Origin of the sequence: Streptosporangium jomthongense (assembly GCF_042650425.1) — a bacterium.
GTDB lineage: Bacteria > Actinomycetota > Actinomycetes > Streptosporangiales > Streptosporangiaceae > Streptosporangium.
The window spans coordinates 1-14,214 of the sequence record NZ_JBHSBC010000034.1 but is presented as its reverse complement, the minus strand read 5'-3'; the positions used below and the strand labels follow the sequence as shown (position 1 = coordinate 14,214).

The 14,214-nt window shown below is 69.5% G+C and carries 13 protein-coding genes; 3 read left to right on the top strand and 10 right to left on the bottom strand.

The window, feature by feature from the left end:
- The first annotated feature begins 165 nt into the window (after nt 1-165).
- Nucleotides 166-1,296, top strand: a complete 1,131-nt coding sequence (locus ACFOYY_RS29970) for a serine hydrolase domain-containing protein (protein ID WP_386194191.1) — start codon at nt 166-168, stop codon at nt 1,294-1,296.
- Nucleotides 1,297-1,514: 218 nt separating this feature from the next.
- Here the strand turns inward: ACFOYY_RS29970 and ACFOYY_RS29965 are convergent, their stop codons facing one another.
- On the bottom strand, nt 1,515-1,997 hold the full coding sequence (locus ACFOYY_RS29965) for a MarR family winged helix-turn-helix transcriptional regulator (protein ID WP_386194190.1): 483 nt from the start codon (nt 1,995-1,997) through the stop codon (nt 1,515-1,517).
- 63 nt (nt 1,998-2,060) lie between these two features.
- Between ACFOYY_RS29965 and ACFOYY_RS29960 the strand changes: the two genes are divergently transcribed.
- Nucleotides 2,061-2,429, top strand: a complete 369-nt coding sequence (locus tag ACFOYY_RS29960) for a VOC family protein (protein WP_352014830.1) — start codon at nt 2,061-2,063, stop codon at nt 2,427-2,429.
- A 149-nt stretch (nt 2,430-2,578) separates the two neighbouring features.
- Here ACFOYY_RS29960 and ACFOYY_RS29955 read toward each other — a convergent pair whose 3' ends face one another.
- Genes ACFOYY_RS29955 through ACFOYY_RS29930 form a run of 6 tightly spaced genes read right to left on the bottom strand, consistent with a single transcriptional unit; the run spans nt 2,579 to nt 11,311 of the window.
- Entirely contained in the window at nt 2,579-4,258 is a 1,680-nt protein-coding gene (locus tag ACFOYY_RS29955; protein WP_352014829.1) for a (2,3-dihydroxybenzoyl)adenylate synthase, read from the bottom strand.
- The gene (locus ACFOYY_RS29950; RefSeq protein ID WP_386194185.1) at nt 4,239-6,287 is read right to left on the bottom strand and encodes an acetate--CoA ligase family protein; all 2,049 of its coding nucleotides are present in this window, start codon (nt 6,285-6,287) and stop codon (nt 4,239-4,241) included. Before ACFOYY_RS29950 ends, ACFOYY_RS29955 begins: the two co-directional genes overlap by 20 nt.
- Entirely contained in the window at nt 6,284-7,837 is a 1,554-nt protein-coding gene (locus tag ACFOYY_RS29945; RefSeq protein ID WP_386194182.1) for an FAD-dependent monooxygenase, read from the bottom strand. Before ACFOYY_RS29945 ends, ACFOYY_RS29950 begins: the two co-directional genes overlap by 4 nt.
- 6 nt (nt 7,838-7,843) lie before the next feature.
- Nucleotides 7,844-9,613 (bottom strand): FAD-dependent oxidoreductase, encoded by a 1,770-nt coding sequence (locus tag ACFOYY_RS29940; protein WP_386194180.1) that lies wholly within the window; start codon nt 9,611-9,613, stop codon nt 7,844-7,846.
- 23 nt (nt 9,614-9,636) lie between these two features.
- Nucleotides 9,637-10,497 carry a VOC family protein gene (locus ACFOYY_RS29935; protein WP_386194177.1) on the bottom strand — a complete coding sequence of 287 codons (861 nt, stop codon included), beginning with the start codon at nt 10,495-10,497 and terminating at the stop codon, nt 9,637-9,639.
- A gap of 25 nt (nt 10,498-10,522) precedes the next feature.
- Nucleotides 10,523-11,311, bottom strand: coding sequence for an alpha/beta fold hydrolase (locus tag ACFOYY_RS29930; RefSeq protein ID WP_352014824.1), 789 nt, complete (start codon nt 11,309-11,311; stop codon nt 10,523-10,525).
- Between the two features lie 282 nt (nt 11,312-11,593).
- Here ACFOYY_RS29930 and ACFOYY_RS29925 point away from each other — a divergent pair, with 282 nt between their 5' ends.
- Nucleotides 11,594-12,754, top strand: a complete 1,161-nt coding sequence (locus tag ACFOYY_RS29925) for a PucR family transcriptional regulator (RefSeq protein ID WP_386194174.1) — start codon at nt 11,594-11,596, stop codon at nt 12,752-12,754.
- Nucleotides 12,755-12,843: 89 nt separating this feature from the next.
- Here the strand turns inward: ACFOYY_RS29925 and ACFOYY_RS29920 are convergent, their stop codons facing one another.
- The 3 genes from ACFOYY_RS29920 to ACFOYY_RS29910 all read right to left on the bottom strand — a co-directional run.
- Complete coding sequence (locus ACFOYY_RS29920) at nt 12,844-13,494, bottom strand: hypothetical protein (RefSeq protein ID WP_386194171.1); 651 nt, start codon at nt 13,492-13,494, stop codon at nt 12,844-12,846.
- Between the two features lie 107 nt (nt 13,495-13,601).
- The gene (locus ACFOYY_RS29915; protein WP_352014821.1) at nt 13,602-13,742 is read right to left on the bottom strand and encodes a hypothetical protein; all 141 of its coding nucleotides are present in this window, start codon (nt 13,740-13,742) and stop codon (nt 13,602-13,604) included.
- A gap of 209 nt (nt 13,743-13,951) precedes the next feature.
- The coding region (locus ACFOYY_RS29910) for a WD40 repeat domain-containing protein (protein ID WP_386194168.1) at nt 13,952-14,214 on the bottom strand (263 nt) is incomplete at its 5' end.

Below are 14,214 nucleotides of genomic sequence, written 5' to 3'. Positions count from 1 at the left end.
CGCGCTGGCTCCGCCGGTCCGCGACGGTAGGGACGTCCCTACCGTCGCGGACCGGTCCGCCTCCCCCCTTACTGTCTCCCTGGCGGGATCGTTCGCCGAGGTCTGCCCTCCTAGCGTTGTGACCAGCGCCGACGTGGCGCGAGAACCTACCGGGAGAACCTCCTCATGCGCACCACCCCGTCCAAAGCCGCCGCCGCTCTCGCCCTCGCCACCACGGGTCTGGCTCTCTTCTCCGTCCCGGCGCACGCCGGGCAGAAGCCCGCCCCGAGCACCACGGCCTCGCTCCAGAGGTCGATGGACGCGATGGTGCGTACCGGTACCGCGGTCGGAGTGCAGGCCAGGCTCAGCGAGGGAGACCGGCAGAGCGTCCTGCGCTCGGGAACGGCCACGGTCGACGGCGGGCGTCCCGTACCGACCAACGGGTCGTTCCGTATGGGCAGCGTCACCAAGGCCTTCGCCTCGGTGACCGTGCTGCAGCTGGTCGGCGAAGGCCGGATCGGACTGGACGACCCCATCGGCAAGTATCTGCCCGGCCTGTTGCCGCGTGAGAACGACATCACCGTACGGATGGTCCTCCAGCACACCGCCGGGATACCCGACTACACCAGCATGAAGGAGTTCCCGACATCGGGTGACGCCTACCTGAAGCTGCGCTTCAACCGGTTCACCGACGAGGGCATCGTGAGGACCGCGCTGACCAGGCCGCTGGACTTCGAGCCCGGCACGAAGTTCTCCTACTCCAACACCGGCTATGTGGTGGTCGGGATGCTGATCAAGGCGGTGACCGGCCACAGCTGGCAGAGTGAGGTCACCGAGCGCGTCATCAAGCCGCTGGGGCTGCGCGGCACCTCGGCGCCGACGTACTCCACGACCATCCCCGGGCCACACGCCCACGGATACCTCAACAAGAGCGACGGCGAGTACGTGGACGTGACCCGGCTCAACCCGAGCATCGCCGGCGCCGGGGGAGCGATGATCACGACCACGGCGGACCTGACGACCTTCCTCAACGGCCTGGTCACCGGCAAGCTCCTCAAGCCCGCCCAGTTCACCGAGATGAGGAAGACCGTTCCCATCAAGGTCCAGCCGGGGGACTACGGCCTCGGCCTGATCTCCATGTCCACCTCGTGCGGGCGGAAGATCATCGGTCACAACGGAGGCATTCCGGGCTATCTCACGAGCGCCTTCACCACCCTGGACGGCCGCACGAAGATGGCCCTCTCCGTCAACCAGAAGCAGTCCCCGGCCGACATGGCTGCTTTCAGCAAGATGATCGACTCCGCCTTCTGCTCCTGAGGGGGCGCGGCCCGGCCTCGGTCGAGAATGATCAACGAGGCCGGGGCCGGGAAGGAGCGACTGACGTCGACGCCTCCGTGCCGTGTCGCCCGTCCGTTCATGTGGTGAAGGGGAACCCGGCCCCTTCCCGGCGTTCGCTCACATCGAGGCGCGCCATCCCGAAGGATCATGCGATGGCCGTCCTCATTCGCGGCGCCATGTCATCTGGCCGGGGAAACTCATGCACCACGTCCGTCGGCGCAACCTGCGTCGCCGTCGCTGTCGCGTAGGGAGTGGATCATGCTCTGCAGGATCCGGAACGCGGCTGACTGCTCGGTCTCGGTCAGGCCGGCCAGCATTCTGACCTCGACGGCCCGGACCGCCACGGTCGCCTTCTCCAGGCTCCGCCGGCCGCGAGGGGTGAGCCGTGTGGGAAGGACCTTCCCGACGGGAGCCTCCGCGGGCCTGGTCACGTAGCCGTCCCGTTCCAGGGCCTGGAGCAGCACGTTCATCGACTGCCGTGTCACGAACGCGCCCCGCGCGAGCTCGGAGTTCGACAGGCCCGGCCGTTGGGCCAGCAGTTCGAGACAGGAGTAGTGCGTCACGCTCATCCCGAGTGGCCGCAGCACCTCCTCCATGGCCACGCGCAGGGCGCTCGAAGCCTCTTTCAGCAGGTAGCCCAGTGATTTGTCCAGGTCAACGCCGGGGCCGTTTTGACTCATGTCAGAATTCTGACATACATTGCTCCGTGTCAGGAATCTGACACGGAGAGAAGGAGCACCACCATGCCCGTCACCGGCCCCGACTTCATCTCGCTCCAGGCGCGCGACCTCGACGCTTCACGGGCGTTCTATGAGCGGTACCTCGGCCTCGTCCGCTCGCAGGCCGGGCCGCCGCACGCCGTCGTCTTCGAGACGAAGCCGATCGCGTTCGCGCTCCGCGACGTCGTTCCCGGCACCGATCTCGCATCCGTCGCCCGGCCCGGCATCGGCGCCGCGATCTGGCTCCACGCCACCGACGTCCAGGCCATCCACGACGCTCTCGTCGCCGACGGTCACACCGTCGTCTCCGCGCCGATCGACGGCCCCTTCGGCCGGACGTTCACCTTCGCGGACCCCGACGGTTACCACGTCACCCTCCACGACCGCGCCTGACAAGCCGAACCGGCCCCGGACCGCGTCGTCACGGACCGGGTTCCGCACGCCGGAGACGGCCGGCCGCTCAGGGGTTACGGTTACCGAGAAGCTCCGCAGATGGCCGGCCGCTCAGGGGTTACCGAGAAGCCCCGGAGACGACCGGACGCTCAGACGCCGCCCGGAAGCTCCGCCTTGAGGCGGTCGGCGATGTCGGCTCTCAGGGCCTTCTTGTCGATCTTCCCGACCTTGGTCCAGGCGAGTTCCTCGACGACGACGAGCCGTTCCGGAAACTTGAAGCGGGCGACCTCCGCGCTCTCCATCTGCCCGCGGATCTCCTCCAGAGTGACCGTCTCCCCGGCCCGCGGCACGACGTACAGGCACACGCGTTCCCCCAGCAGGGGGTCAGGCATGGCCACGGCGGCGACCTGGCTCACCGAGGGGAGCTGGTACACGAGGTTCTCGATCTCCTCGGCGGAGATCTTCTCCCCGCCACGGTTGATCATGTCCTTGTCGCGACCGGCCACCACGAGGTCACCCTCGGGCGTGCGCAGGCAGATGTCACCCGTACGGAACCAGCCGTCGTCGGTGAAGGAGCGGGCGTTGTGCTCCGCCGCCCGGTAGTACCCGCGAGGCGTGTACGGCCCGCGGGTGAGCAGGAGCCCGGCCTGACCGTCCGGCAGGTCCCGGTCCTGCTCGTCCACGATCCTGATCTCGTCAAAAGGCGACAGGGGACGGCCCTGCGTGGTGCACACCGTCTCGGCGGGGTCGTCAAGGCGGGTGAAGTTGAGCAGCCCCTCCGCCATGCCGAACACCTGCTGCAGCGTCGCCCCGAGCACGGGCTTCACCTTGTACGCCAGCTCGTCCGCGAGGCGGGCGCCGCCCACCTGGATGACCCGCAGACTGGCGAGTTGTCCGGCACCGTGCTCGGCCGCCCGCTCCAGCCAGCGGCCGGCGACCGCGGGCACCACCGCGGTGTGCGTGACGCCTTCCGCCGCGATCGTGGCGAAGGCCCGTACCGGCTCGGGCGAGGGCAGCATGACCACCCGCCCTCCGGCGAGCAGTACACCCAGGATCCCCGGGCAGGCGAGCGGGAAGTTGTGCCCGGCGGGCAGGCTGACCAGGTAGACCGACTCCGAGGTGACCCCGGCGACCTCGGCGCTGGCCCGGGCGTTGTAGGCGTAGTCGTCGTGGGTGCGGGCGATGAGCTTGGGCATGCCGGTCGTGCCCCCGGAAAGGAGGAAGAGGGCCACGTCCCGGGAGGAGGGAGAGGGCATGTCGAAGCCGGCCCGGTCGGTCGGCGGGCCGCACAGGCTCCGCAGGTCCACACTTCCGGGTTCGATGTCGTCCCCGGCGACCAGCACCCGCCATCCGGCCCCGGTGGCGGCGCGTACGTCGGCCGCGAGGTCGTGGGCGAGCCGTTGGTTGTCGAAGTCCTTGGTCCGGTCGGGGACGGCGATCGCCACGGCCTCGGAATGGACGGCCAGATAGGTGAGTTCGGCCCGGCGGTGGGCGGGCAGCGCCATCACGGGCACGACGCCCGCGCGCAGGCACGCCAGGAGGAGGACGACGAACTCCCACGAGTTGCCCAGCTGCATGACGATCCGCTCGCCCCGGGCGATGCCGAGGCCACGCAGGCGTACGGCGGCGGCGTCGGCGCGGTCGGCCAGCTCGCCGTAGGTGAGGCGGAGCCCGGTGCCGTCGGTCAGCGCCGTGGCGTCCGGGTCGCGGTCGGCGACCTCCCGCAGCAGGGTGCCGATCGCGGCCCCGGCCCAGAGGCCCTCCTCGGTGAAGCGGGTGACGTCGGCCTCGGGCCAGGGCACGGTGTGCTCAGTGATCGGTGTAGGCATCGTCGGCCTTCCTGGTGAGGATGACGGCGTCAAGCGCGATGAGACCTTGTGGCGTGAGCCGTAGCGGATTGACCTCGATCTCCTCCATGAGCGGATTGGCGACGAGCAGGTCGCCGAGCCTGGAGACGATCGTGCCGAGGGCGTCGGAGTCGAGGACGGGGCCGCCGCGCCACCCGGAGAGCAGGGCCCGCCCGGCCAGTTCGGACGGCATGCCGGCTGCCTCGCCGGGGGAGACCGGGGCGAGCCTGATGGCGACGTCGGCCAGGGCTTCGGCCACGGTGCCGCCCAGCCCCACGAGCACCACGGGTCCGAAGACGACGTCGCGTCGGGCGCCGACCATCAGGTCGATCCCGGCGGGCGCCATGGCCTCGACCAGGTAGCGGCGCGCTCCCGCCGCGTCCAGTTCGTCGAGTGCGGCGTCCAGGTCGGCGTGGGAGGACACGCCCAGGTGCACGCCTCCGATCTCGGTCTTGTGCAGGACGTCCGCGTCCAGCAGTTTCACGGCCACCGGAGCCCCGACGAGGTCGAACGCGGCGTGGGCCGCGGCCCGGTCGGCGCAGGCGTGGCGTGGCATGGTCGCCACACCCAGCTGTTCGAGCAGGTCCTTGCCCGCGTTTTCGTCGTATCGGGCGGCCAGGCCGGTCGGCGCCGCCCACGGGGTGGAGACGGCGGGGCGGGCCATACGCGCTCGGGCGTCGGCCAGCAGCGCGGCGGTGGCCGCGGCGACGCCACGGGCGTCGTCGACCACGGCGACGCCCGACTCGCGCAGGGCTCTGCGGTCGCGGACGACCTCCTCGCCCACGCCCGCCAGGCCGAGGACGACGGGGACGTCCGCGGTCATGCCGTTGGTGAGCGCGGCGACGACGTCGACCGCGTCCGGTTCGTGCAGGACGTAGCCCGCGAGGACGTCGACGCCGGGATCGGCGCCGACGGCGGCGAACACCGCTCCCAGCTCGGGTCCGGGACGGCCGGTGTCGACCGGGTTGCGCTGGAAGGTCAGCGGTGGCAGCAGCCCGGCCAGGGTCTCGCGGGTGCCGGGAGTGAGCTCGGGCACCCGGACCCCGCGACCTCGCAGGTCGTCGAGGAGCAGCAGGCCGGGACCCGCCTGGGCGGTGACGACGCCGACCCCCGGGGCGGCGTGGGGACGGCCCCGGGTCACCGCGAGCGCGCCGACGGCGTCGACGAGTTCGCGTTCGTCGTCGACGAGGACCGCACCCGCCTGGGCCAGGGCCGCGCGCGTCGTGCGCCACGAGGTCGCGAGCGCCCCGGTGTGGGACTCGGCGAAGGCCCCGACGTCGTGACGGCCGACGACCAGGGCGACGACCGGCCGGGTCGCGGTGAGGCGGCGCACGCTCGCGACCAGCCGGGGACCGTCCGCCACCGACTCCACGTGCAGTGCGACGGCGGCGGTGCGGGGATCGTCGGCGAGGTGGTCGAGGACGTCGGGAGCCGTGACGTCGGCTCCGTTCCCGAGGCCGACGGCGAGGCTGACGCCGTGCCCCGCCTCGGTCAGCGCGAACGCCAGGGCGTGGTTGACGCCGCCGCTGGCGGCGACGACGGCGACGGCGCCAGGTGCCACCCGGTGGACGCCGGGGACGAAGCTGGCGGTCACCCGCGCGTGGGGAGCGAGGAAGCCGCTGGTGTTCGGGCCGAGGAGCCGGAGGCCCGAGTCCCGGGCGATGGCGCCGAGCCGTCGCTGGTGCCCGACTCCGGCGCCGCCCGCCTCGGCGAACCCCCCGCCGCACACGACGGCGGCTCGCACGCCCGCGGCGGCCGCCTCCGCGAGCACGTCGGCGCAGGCCGCGGCGGGGACGCAGAGCAGGGCGAGGTCGACGGGTCCCGCTGCGGCGGCGGCGCCGACGGACGGGTACATGGTGTCGTCGCGCGCGTTCACCCGTGCCAGGAATCCGTCGAAGCCGGACAGCGAACGAGCCATGGCGGCGCCGAGTTTGCCCGGGTCGCGGGAGGCGCCGACGACCGCGATGCCCCGGGGGGCGAACAGCGGGCCCAGCGGGCCGGAATCGTTCACGTGAGCACTCCGACCAGGTCAGCGCGACCGGAGAGCACCGTGGTCAGTGCCCGGTCCCGGTCGTGATCCCGCTCGATCAGCAGCGCGGGAAGTCCTGTGCGCATCCGTACCTCCTCGCACAGCCGGGTGCGGGTCAGAGCCGTGCCACCGTGTACGGCGACTAGCACCGCGCCGGTGGTGAAGCCGGACAGGTGGGGCAGGTCGGCCTCGTCGTCCGGCGCCTCCAGCAGGGCGCCCCACGCGCCGGGCAGCGGAACCGTGGAGAGCGGCAGATCACTCTCCCCCAGGACGGCCGTGGGGGCACCGTCCGCTCCGGCCACGACGTCGAGCAGCCGGCCGGACGCCGACCAGCCGGTCACCTCGAAGCGCGTCTCCAGCGGGTCGGCGCCGTGCAGGTCCCGCCACCGGCGGTGGGTCGAGTCGGTGAACTGCGGCGCACGCCTGGCCAGCCGTGCGTCGGAGATGCTGCGGGACATGAAGTGGTAGGCGAACTGCCACGGCTCAAGGGCGTCGTGGTAGTCGCCGAAGTTCTCCCACCAGGCGAGACTTGGCCGCGCCGAGTCCTGGATGCGCAGAACCGGTGGCTTGGCCGTCCGTTCGTAGCTCGCGAGGGCGGCCGCGAGGTCGCCCGGGTTCCCGACCAGCGCCCGCGAGAGCGCGACGGCGTCCTCCATGGCCATCTTGGTGCCGGAACCCACGGAGAAGTGCGCGGTGTGTACGGCGTCGCCGAGCAGGATGACGGGCCGTGGGGCCAGCGCGTACCAGTGGCGGGTACGGCGCGTGCGGAAGTTGCCCCATCGGGAGTTGTTGGTGAGCAGCCGTCCGCCCTCGATCTGCTCGGCGAACAGTTTCTCCAGGTACTCCTTGGAGCGCAGGTCGCTCGCCCCGGGAGGTTGGTTCACGTCGAACGCGTCGAGACCGGCACGCCGCCAGGAGGCCTCGTCGGTCTCCACGATGAACGTCGACATGGTGTCGGAGATGGGATATCCGTGCACCGCGAAGACGCCGTCAGGGCCGCGTTCGTGGACGAAGGTGAGCCCGTCGAAGAGGTGGTCGGTGCCGAACCAGATGAACTTGGCCGAGGCGGTCTCCACCTGTGAGCCGAGGCCGGGACCGAGCGCTTCGCGGATCCGCGAGGAGGCTCCGTCGGCGGCGACCACCAGGTCGTAGCCCGCCAGGTCGTCCAACGTCACCTCGGTGGAGAAGCGGAGGTCAGCCCGGACGGAGCGGGCGCGTTCCTGCAGGATCAGGAGCAGCGTGCGCCGGACGACCGCGGCCATGCCGTTGCCGCCGCACCTGATCCGCTCGCCCTTCAGCCGGACCTCGATGTCCTCCCAGTGCCTGCCGTGCTCGGCCAGGGCCTCGCGCAGCACGGGGTCCGCCTCGTGGATCGCCTCCAGGGTCCGGTCGGAGAAGACCACCCCGAAGCCGAAGGTGTCGTCGGCGCGGTTGCGCTCGAAAACGGTTACCTCGTACGACGGGTCCGCCTGCCGGATCAGTGCGGCGAAGAACAACCCGCCGGGGCCGCCGCCGACCACCGCGATGCGCATGGCCCTCTACTCCTTGGTCGTGCGGCCGAGGATCTGGCCGAACACGGCGCCCAGCGCCGCCTCCGGATCGTCCACCGCGGAGGCGGACCGCCAGGCGACCATGTGGTCCGGGCGGACCAGGAGAACCCCGTCCTCCGCGACCTCGGAAAGGGTGCGGTAGTCGCCGTAGCCGTCCTCGTAGTCGCAGCCGCGGCCGATCGACCAGGCCCGGATGGGCACGCCCAGACGCTTGGCGACGCGCTCGGCCGCCTCCCGCCAGGCGGCGCCGTTGATGCCGGTGAGCAGGGTGAACCGGCCCCGGCCGCACAGGTCGAAGGTGGAGACGCGCCGCTGGTCCCTGGTCAGCCACACGTGCGGCAGGTGGCGTCCCGGACGGGTCGAGGCGAAGTAGTAGATCTCCTCGTCACGCGGCGCGGGCTGTTCGGGGGTGCCGTCGGGCACGATCGCGGCGGACGTGTAGTGCTGGTTGGTCTCGACGCCGTGCGTGTTGAAGCCCATGATCGTGTTCTGCAGCGCGGTGTCGAACTCCTGCCGCAGTCGGCCGCCCTCGGCCGTCGGCTGCAGCAGGGCGTCGAGGGCGTCGTGCAGTTCCTGCGCGCCGGAGGCGGGCGGCAGACGCAGCGCCATGAAGATCTGCGGCATCAGCCCGTCGCTGCGCTTGGCGCGCTGGACGATCTGCTTGGCGACCGGCAGCCGCTCGTCGCGGTAACTGTCGAGCAGCGTGGGTGCGGCTTCGCCGCGCAACACCATCGCGAGCTTCCAGCACAGGTTGTAGCTGTCCTGGATGGAGGTGTTCGAACCGAGGCCGTTCATGGGCGAGTGCCGGTGTACGGCGTCGCCGACGCAGATGACCCGGCCGGCCATGTTGTCGGTCGCGTAGACGTCGTTGACCGCCCAGGTGGAGATCGACTCGATCTTCACCGGCACCTGGTCGTCGCCGATCAGCTGGTGCGCGATGCGGACGCCGTCCTCCTCGGTGAGCGAGGGGTGCCCGGCGTTGACGTCGTAGCCCCACACGCCGATCCACTTGGTCCACGGGCGCACCATGCGCAGCACGCCGATGCCGTTGCCGTCGTGGCCGACGCCCGGCTGAACGAACCAGTACATGTCGCCCGGACGGTGCTCGACGAAGCGGGTGAGGTCCGCCTCGAACACCACGTTGATCGAGCCTCCGAGCCCCATCTTGCCGACCAGGGGCAGGCCCGCCTGCGCGGCGACCGTCGAGTTGCCGCCGTCCGCGCCGATCAGGTACTTGCTGCGGATGCCGTACTCCTGGCCGGTCAGCCTGTCCCTGACCAGGGCGGTCACGCCGTCGTCGTCCTGTGTGAACGTCAGCAGCTCGGTGTTGAAGCGGACGGACGACCCCCGTGAGGCGGCGGCGTTGACCAGGATGGGCTCCAGCACGTGCTGCGGCAGGTCGCACACGGAGCACGGGCTGGCGAGGTCGTGCTCGGCCTTGAAGTGGGGGTGGGTGTACCACGTGCGCAGACGGCCGAGCTCCCGCCCGGCGAGGCTCGTGGCGTACACGTGCTCGCCCATCAGGTGCTGCGGAGTCGCGTTCTTGACCACCTCCCCTTCCAGCCCGAGGTCACGCAGCACCTCGACGCCGCGCTGGTTGGTGATGTGCGCGCGGGGCGTGTTCGAGACCCCGGGGTACTTGTTGAGCACCACGTTGGGGATGCCGTACGTCGAGAGCAGCGCCGCGGCGGTGGCTCCCGCCGGACCGGACCCGACGATCAGTACGTCCGTCTCCACGACGGGGGTGAGGGTATCCATGTCATGGCTCCAAAAAGGTGCGGTCAGTGCCGGTGGCCCCAGAGGTCGGGGCCGGGGATCTCGGTGACCTGCCAGGTCTCGTCGTCGATGAGGACGCCGCCGCTGCCGAACTCGGTGTGCACACCGACGGGGGACTCGGCGTAGAAGGAGAACATCTGGTCGTTGCTGTGCCGTCCGAGCGTCATGGTGACCGGGACGTCGCGGTCGAGCACGAGGTCGTAGGTCCGGCCCACCTGGTCCATGTCGGGGACCTCAAGCATGAAGTGGTGCAGGAACGGGTGGTCGATGCCGAAGAACGGGCCGTCCACGAAGGCGATGCTGTGGTGGCGCGGGTTCGTGTGCAGGAACGTCGCCTGGAACGGCACCCGCATCGTGTCGCTGATCTTGAAGCCCAGGACGTCGGTGTAGAACCGCTGCTGGGCCGCCACGTCCGGGCTGGCGAGTACGACATGGCCCAGGCCGAGGTCACCCGTGACGAACCGTTCGACGTCCCGTGCCGAGGTGAACCGCCCCTCGCCCAGCGAGGCGCCGTGGAACAGCTCGACCCGGTTGCCCGCGGGGTCGAGGAAGTGCGCCATGTCGGCCACGCGCCGGATCTCCAGCTCCCGCTGCGTCGCCTCGTGGGCCACGACGCCGTGGTCGCTCAGCTCGTTGAGCGCGGCGCTCAACGCGTCGCCGTCGGCGACCTCCCAGCCGTAGTAGGCGCCGCCGTCCTGCTCTCCGGCCTCGACGGTGATGCGGTGGTGCATGTCGTCGATGCGGAAGTGGGTGGCGCCGTCCTCTCCCTCGACCCGTTGCATGCCGAGGATGTCGGTGGCGTAGGTGGTGAAGGCGTCCGGCTCACGCGCGGACAGGCCAAGGTAGCCGAGCTGCTTGATGTCCATGCTGTGCTCTCCTAGTCGTACGGGGTCAGAACGCGTCGGTGAGGAAGCCGCGCAGCAGCGCCGCGTACTGGGCGGTGCGCTCGATCTGCACCCAGTGACCGCACTTCGGGAAGACGTGCAGTTGCGCGTTGGGCAGGTGCTGCTGCAGGAAGACGCTGGAGTCGGGGGTGACGAAGCGGTCCTCACGGCCGTGCACGATGAGGAACGGATGCGGCATCCGACGCAGCGCGGACGGCGGTACGGCCATCTCGGCGGGGGAGGAGGAGAAGAAGCGCTCGAAGGAACGCCGCACCTCGGGCCGCATGACCTCCTTGTAACGCGTCTCGGTGATCTCCGAGATCGACGTGCCCAGGGCGTCCTCGTCGTAGACGAACCACCTGGTGAGGTTCTCCAGCGCGCTGATCGTCGGGTCCTTGTAGAAGGACACCATCCGCATGACCTCAGGCGTCGGCTGCGAGTGCCCGCCCGCGCTGCCCATCAGGGAGATCCGGGCGAAACGGTCCGGTGCCGTCATCACCAGGTGCATGGCGAGGGCGCCGCCCATCGAGTTGCCGACCAGGTGCGCCCGCTCGACACCGAGGACGTCCATCAGGGCGAGCACCTGCTCGACCCGCATGCGCATCCATCCGGTCAGGCTGCCCGGCATGTCCTCGGGGTGGTCGGTGCGGCCGTAGCCGACGAGGTCGGGGGCGACCACGTGATAGTCGTCGCTCAGCGCGGGGATGAAGCTGCTCCAGTTCGACCCCGCGTTGGCGCCGGGGCCGCCGCCGTGCAGAAGAATTACGGTCTCGTGGCTCTCCTCCCCGCTTTCCAAGAAGAAAGTGGAATAGCCATTGGTTTCGACGGTGCGCTCGGTCACTGGAATGGGCTCCTTCCTGTCACGCACGGGCATTGCTCAGGATGGTGCGTTGATCGGTGAACGGCCGGGATCGGGCCTGCCAGGCGACGGCGGGACTTGCCTCTTTCGCCCCTGGTATTGCTAGCTTGTGCGTTGTCGCACCACCGTAGACAGACACCACGTTGATGCGCTTCGTACGATGTGTCGTTAGTTGTCGGTGTTGATCCGACGTTGTGTCGCAGGAGAGGAGCAACCCCTGTGAGCCTTGATGACGCCGTCCAGGACCTGGCTGACCGTCTCGGCGTGGCGCTGGTGGTGCTCGACCACGACCTGAAGATCGCGGCGTTCAGCGTCCACGACACCGACGCCCGGCTGGCCCGGCTCGCCCGGTTGCTCGCGGGCTCGACGGCGCCGGTGACGAATTCGCTGGTGGAAGGGCATCGGCTACGCTACGTGAAGCACGGTGTGCGGGTGCCTCAGGCCGACGGGGAACTGGTCGTCCTGCCGCTGCGTCATGAGCAGCAGCTGCTCGGCTACGTCTACTACGTCGAGGATCGGGAGGCGCCGCGCGTCGACGATCTCGAAGTACTGGAATCCGCCGCGCCGGAAATGGGCGCGCTGCTCTCACTGCGGATCTCCGAGCGGAGGCACGACAAGGAGAATTCGAAGAACCTGCTTGCGGCATTGCTCGGAGAATCGCCGGAGGCCCGTTCGGCGGCGGCGGAGACCCTCGTGCGGGAAAACCTCATCGATGACGTCGAGAATTACTCGGTTCTCGTTCTCCAGGCCCCTGAGTCGTCCTCAAGGTCGGTGACGAGACTTGCCGTCGAGGCGACCCTCGAATTCACCATGAGATCGACGACCGTGAAGATCGTCGGTGCCGTTCTCGGAGCCGAGGGAATCGTTCTCTTTCCGCGTCCGGTCAACCACGACAGGCTTGAACGCGCCCTCGCCGACCACGATCTGGAGGAGGTCGTGGCAGGTGTGGGCAGCGTGAAACCGTCGTTGCCGGAGGCGGTCGACTCCTACCACGAGGCCCGGCTCGCCCTCCGCGCCTCCCGGCTGGACAGGCGTCGTTACGGCAGGCGGGTCTTCTGGGAGGACCTCGGCATCGACCGTCTGTTCCTGCAACTGCCGCTCGACCGGCTGACAGCGAGCCAGCTCCCCGCCGGAGTGCGCCGCCTGCTGGGCGCGCCCCAGGGTGCCGAACTCGCGACGATCCTGGAGGGCTACCTCGACAGCGGCGGCGAGATCCAGGGTACGGCGCGGCGTCTGCGCATCCACCGCAGCACGCTCTACTACCGGCTTGACCGCATCCGCGAGATCATCGACTGCGACATCACGGACGGGGCGACCCGCCTGGAACTGCACGCCGGCCTCCGCATCGCCCGCCTCGCCGGCCTGTGGCCACACAGGTGAGTCTCCGGCGCCCGCGTCGCGACCGGCTGTGAGATCAGAGGGATGGAAGGGTCGGCTTCACCTCACGCCCGCATTTCTCGATCAGCGGGTCAGCCACCGTGGAGACCCCAGCGATCCAGGCCCGTATAGACGAACGCGGTCCGGCACGCAGGAGCGGAAAGGCACTCCGCCTCTCCTCTGTAGATCGCCATAAGCGAGTCCGGTCCCCTCCACCAGGTGTCCGCCAGCCCTGCCACCTCCTGTACGGGCTCATAACCTTCGAGCTGGATCGCTTCAACCTCGTCGCCTGTGATCTTCGTGATTTTCGCGGCCCACATCGACGCGTGGTAGGCCAGCGCGACCGACTCCACCCAGCCCTCGACGGTCGCGTGCAGAGGGGTCCAGAGCTCGCTGTGAATACCGAACTCATCACCAGGACCGATCATGAAGGCGTAGGGAACCGACGTCCGCTGTCCGCCCGCGTCGAACCACCAGCCTTCGGCCGGTGAACCTTCCGGAATATCCGAAGACAGAACCCGGGGACCACCCTCGTAATGCGGAGCCGGCGGGAGCGCGAATCCACCCCAACGAGCCTCGTACTCCACGGCCCGATCGATCTCGTGTGCCGGGATGCCTAACGCGATCCACCTGTCCCGAAATCGATCGCCCTTCGAAGGTCTCACCCGGAAGCCATGAATTTTGACAAAGTCGCGGGCCCTACGAGTGAGCCCTTGAGGAACGTCGGTGATGTCATGATCCATATCTCTCAGGGCTTCCTCGTGCGGGGCCGTAGGTCTGGCCGTCCCGCCTGCGGCCCCAGCCGTTTCACGTGCTGTGCCTGGCGTTGGCTGTTCCGCTCTCGGGGGAACTATCTGTGCGGCCAATCACGCCCGGACCGTTCACGGTCATGCTTCAGAGCCAGGCGTACGGCGAAATAGATGACCAGGAACTGAATGAAAGCGCCGAACAGCATGAAGATCAAGCTCATGCCTGAAACACCGAGATTCATGGTCTCTCCCTCATAGTCGGCGATCAGCCTGCCTGCCCCGGCCCACGCTGTCCACTGTCGTTTCCGTGGCAGGCGCTGTCTTCGCGGTGCCGAAGCGGTACCACCCGGACCACCGGCCGGTGGAACCACGTTTGAACGAGCACGTTCGGGTTTGCCGCCCATCCGGGTTCGAAGCCCCGAGCCTCCGTACGCGAAAGGTCTCTCTCGGGCTAGGAACGGGACAGGGCTCCTCGGCCGCTCGGGGTGGACAGTTTGAATATGGAGATGCCCCGTGCTCCACCGGCGATCACGATGTTCGGCTCGCTCCAGCACAGGCCGAACATCGCTGTTTCACCACGTACGACGGCGATGCATGACGGGTCATCACTGATGGCCCAGATCCGCACGCTCCCGTCGTCGGAGGCGCTGGCCAGCCAGGAGCCGTCTGAGGAGATCGCCACGGCGTTCACTCCGCCGGTGTGGCCGGTGAGGG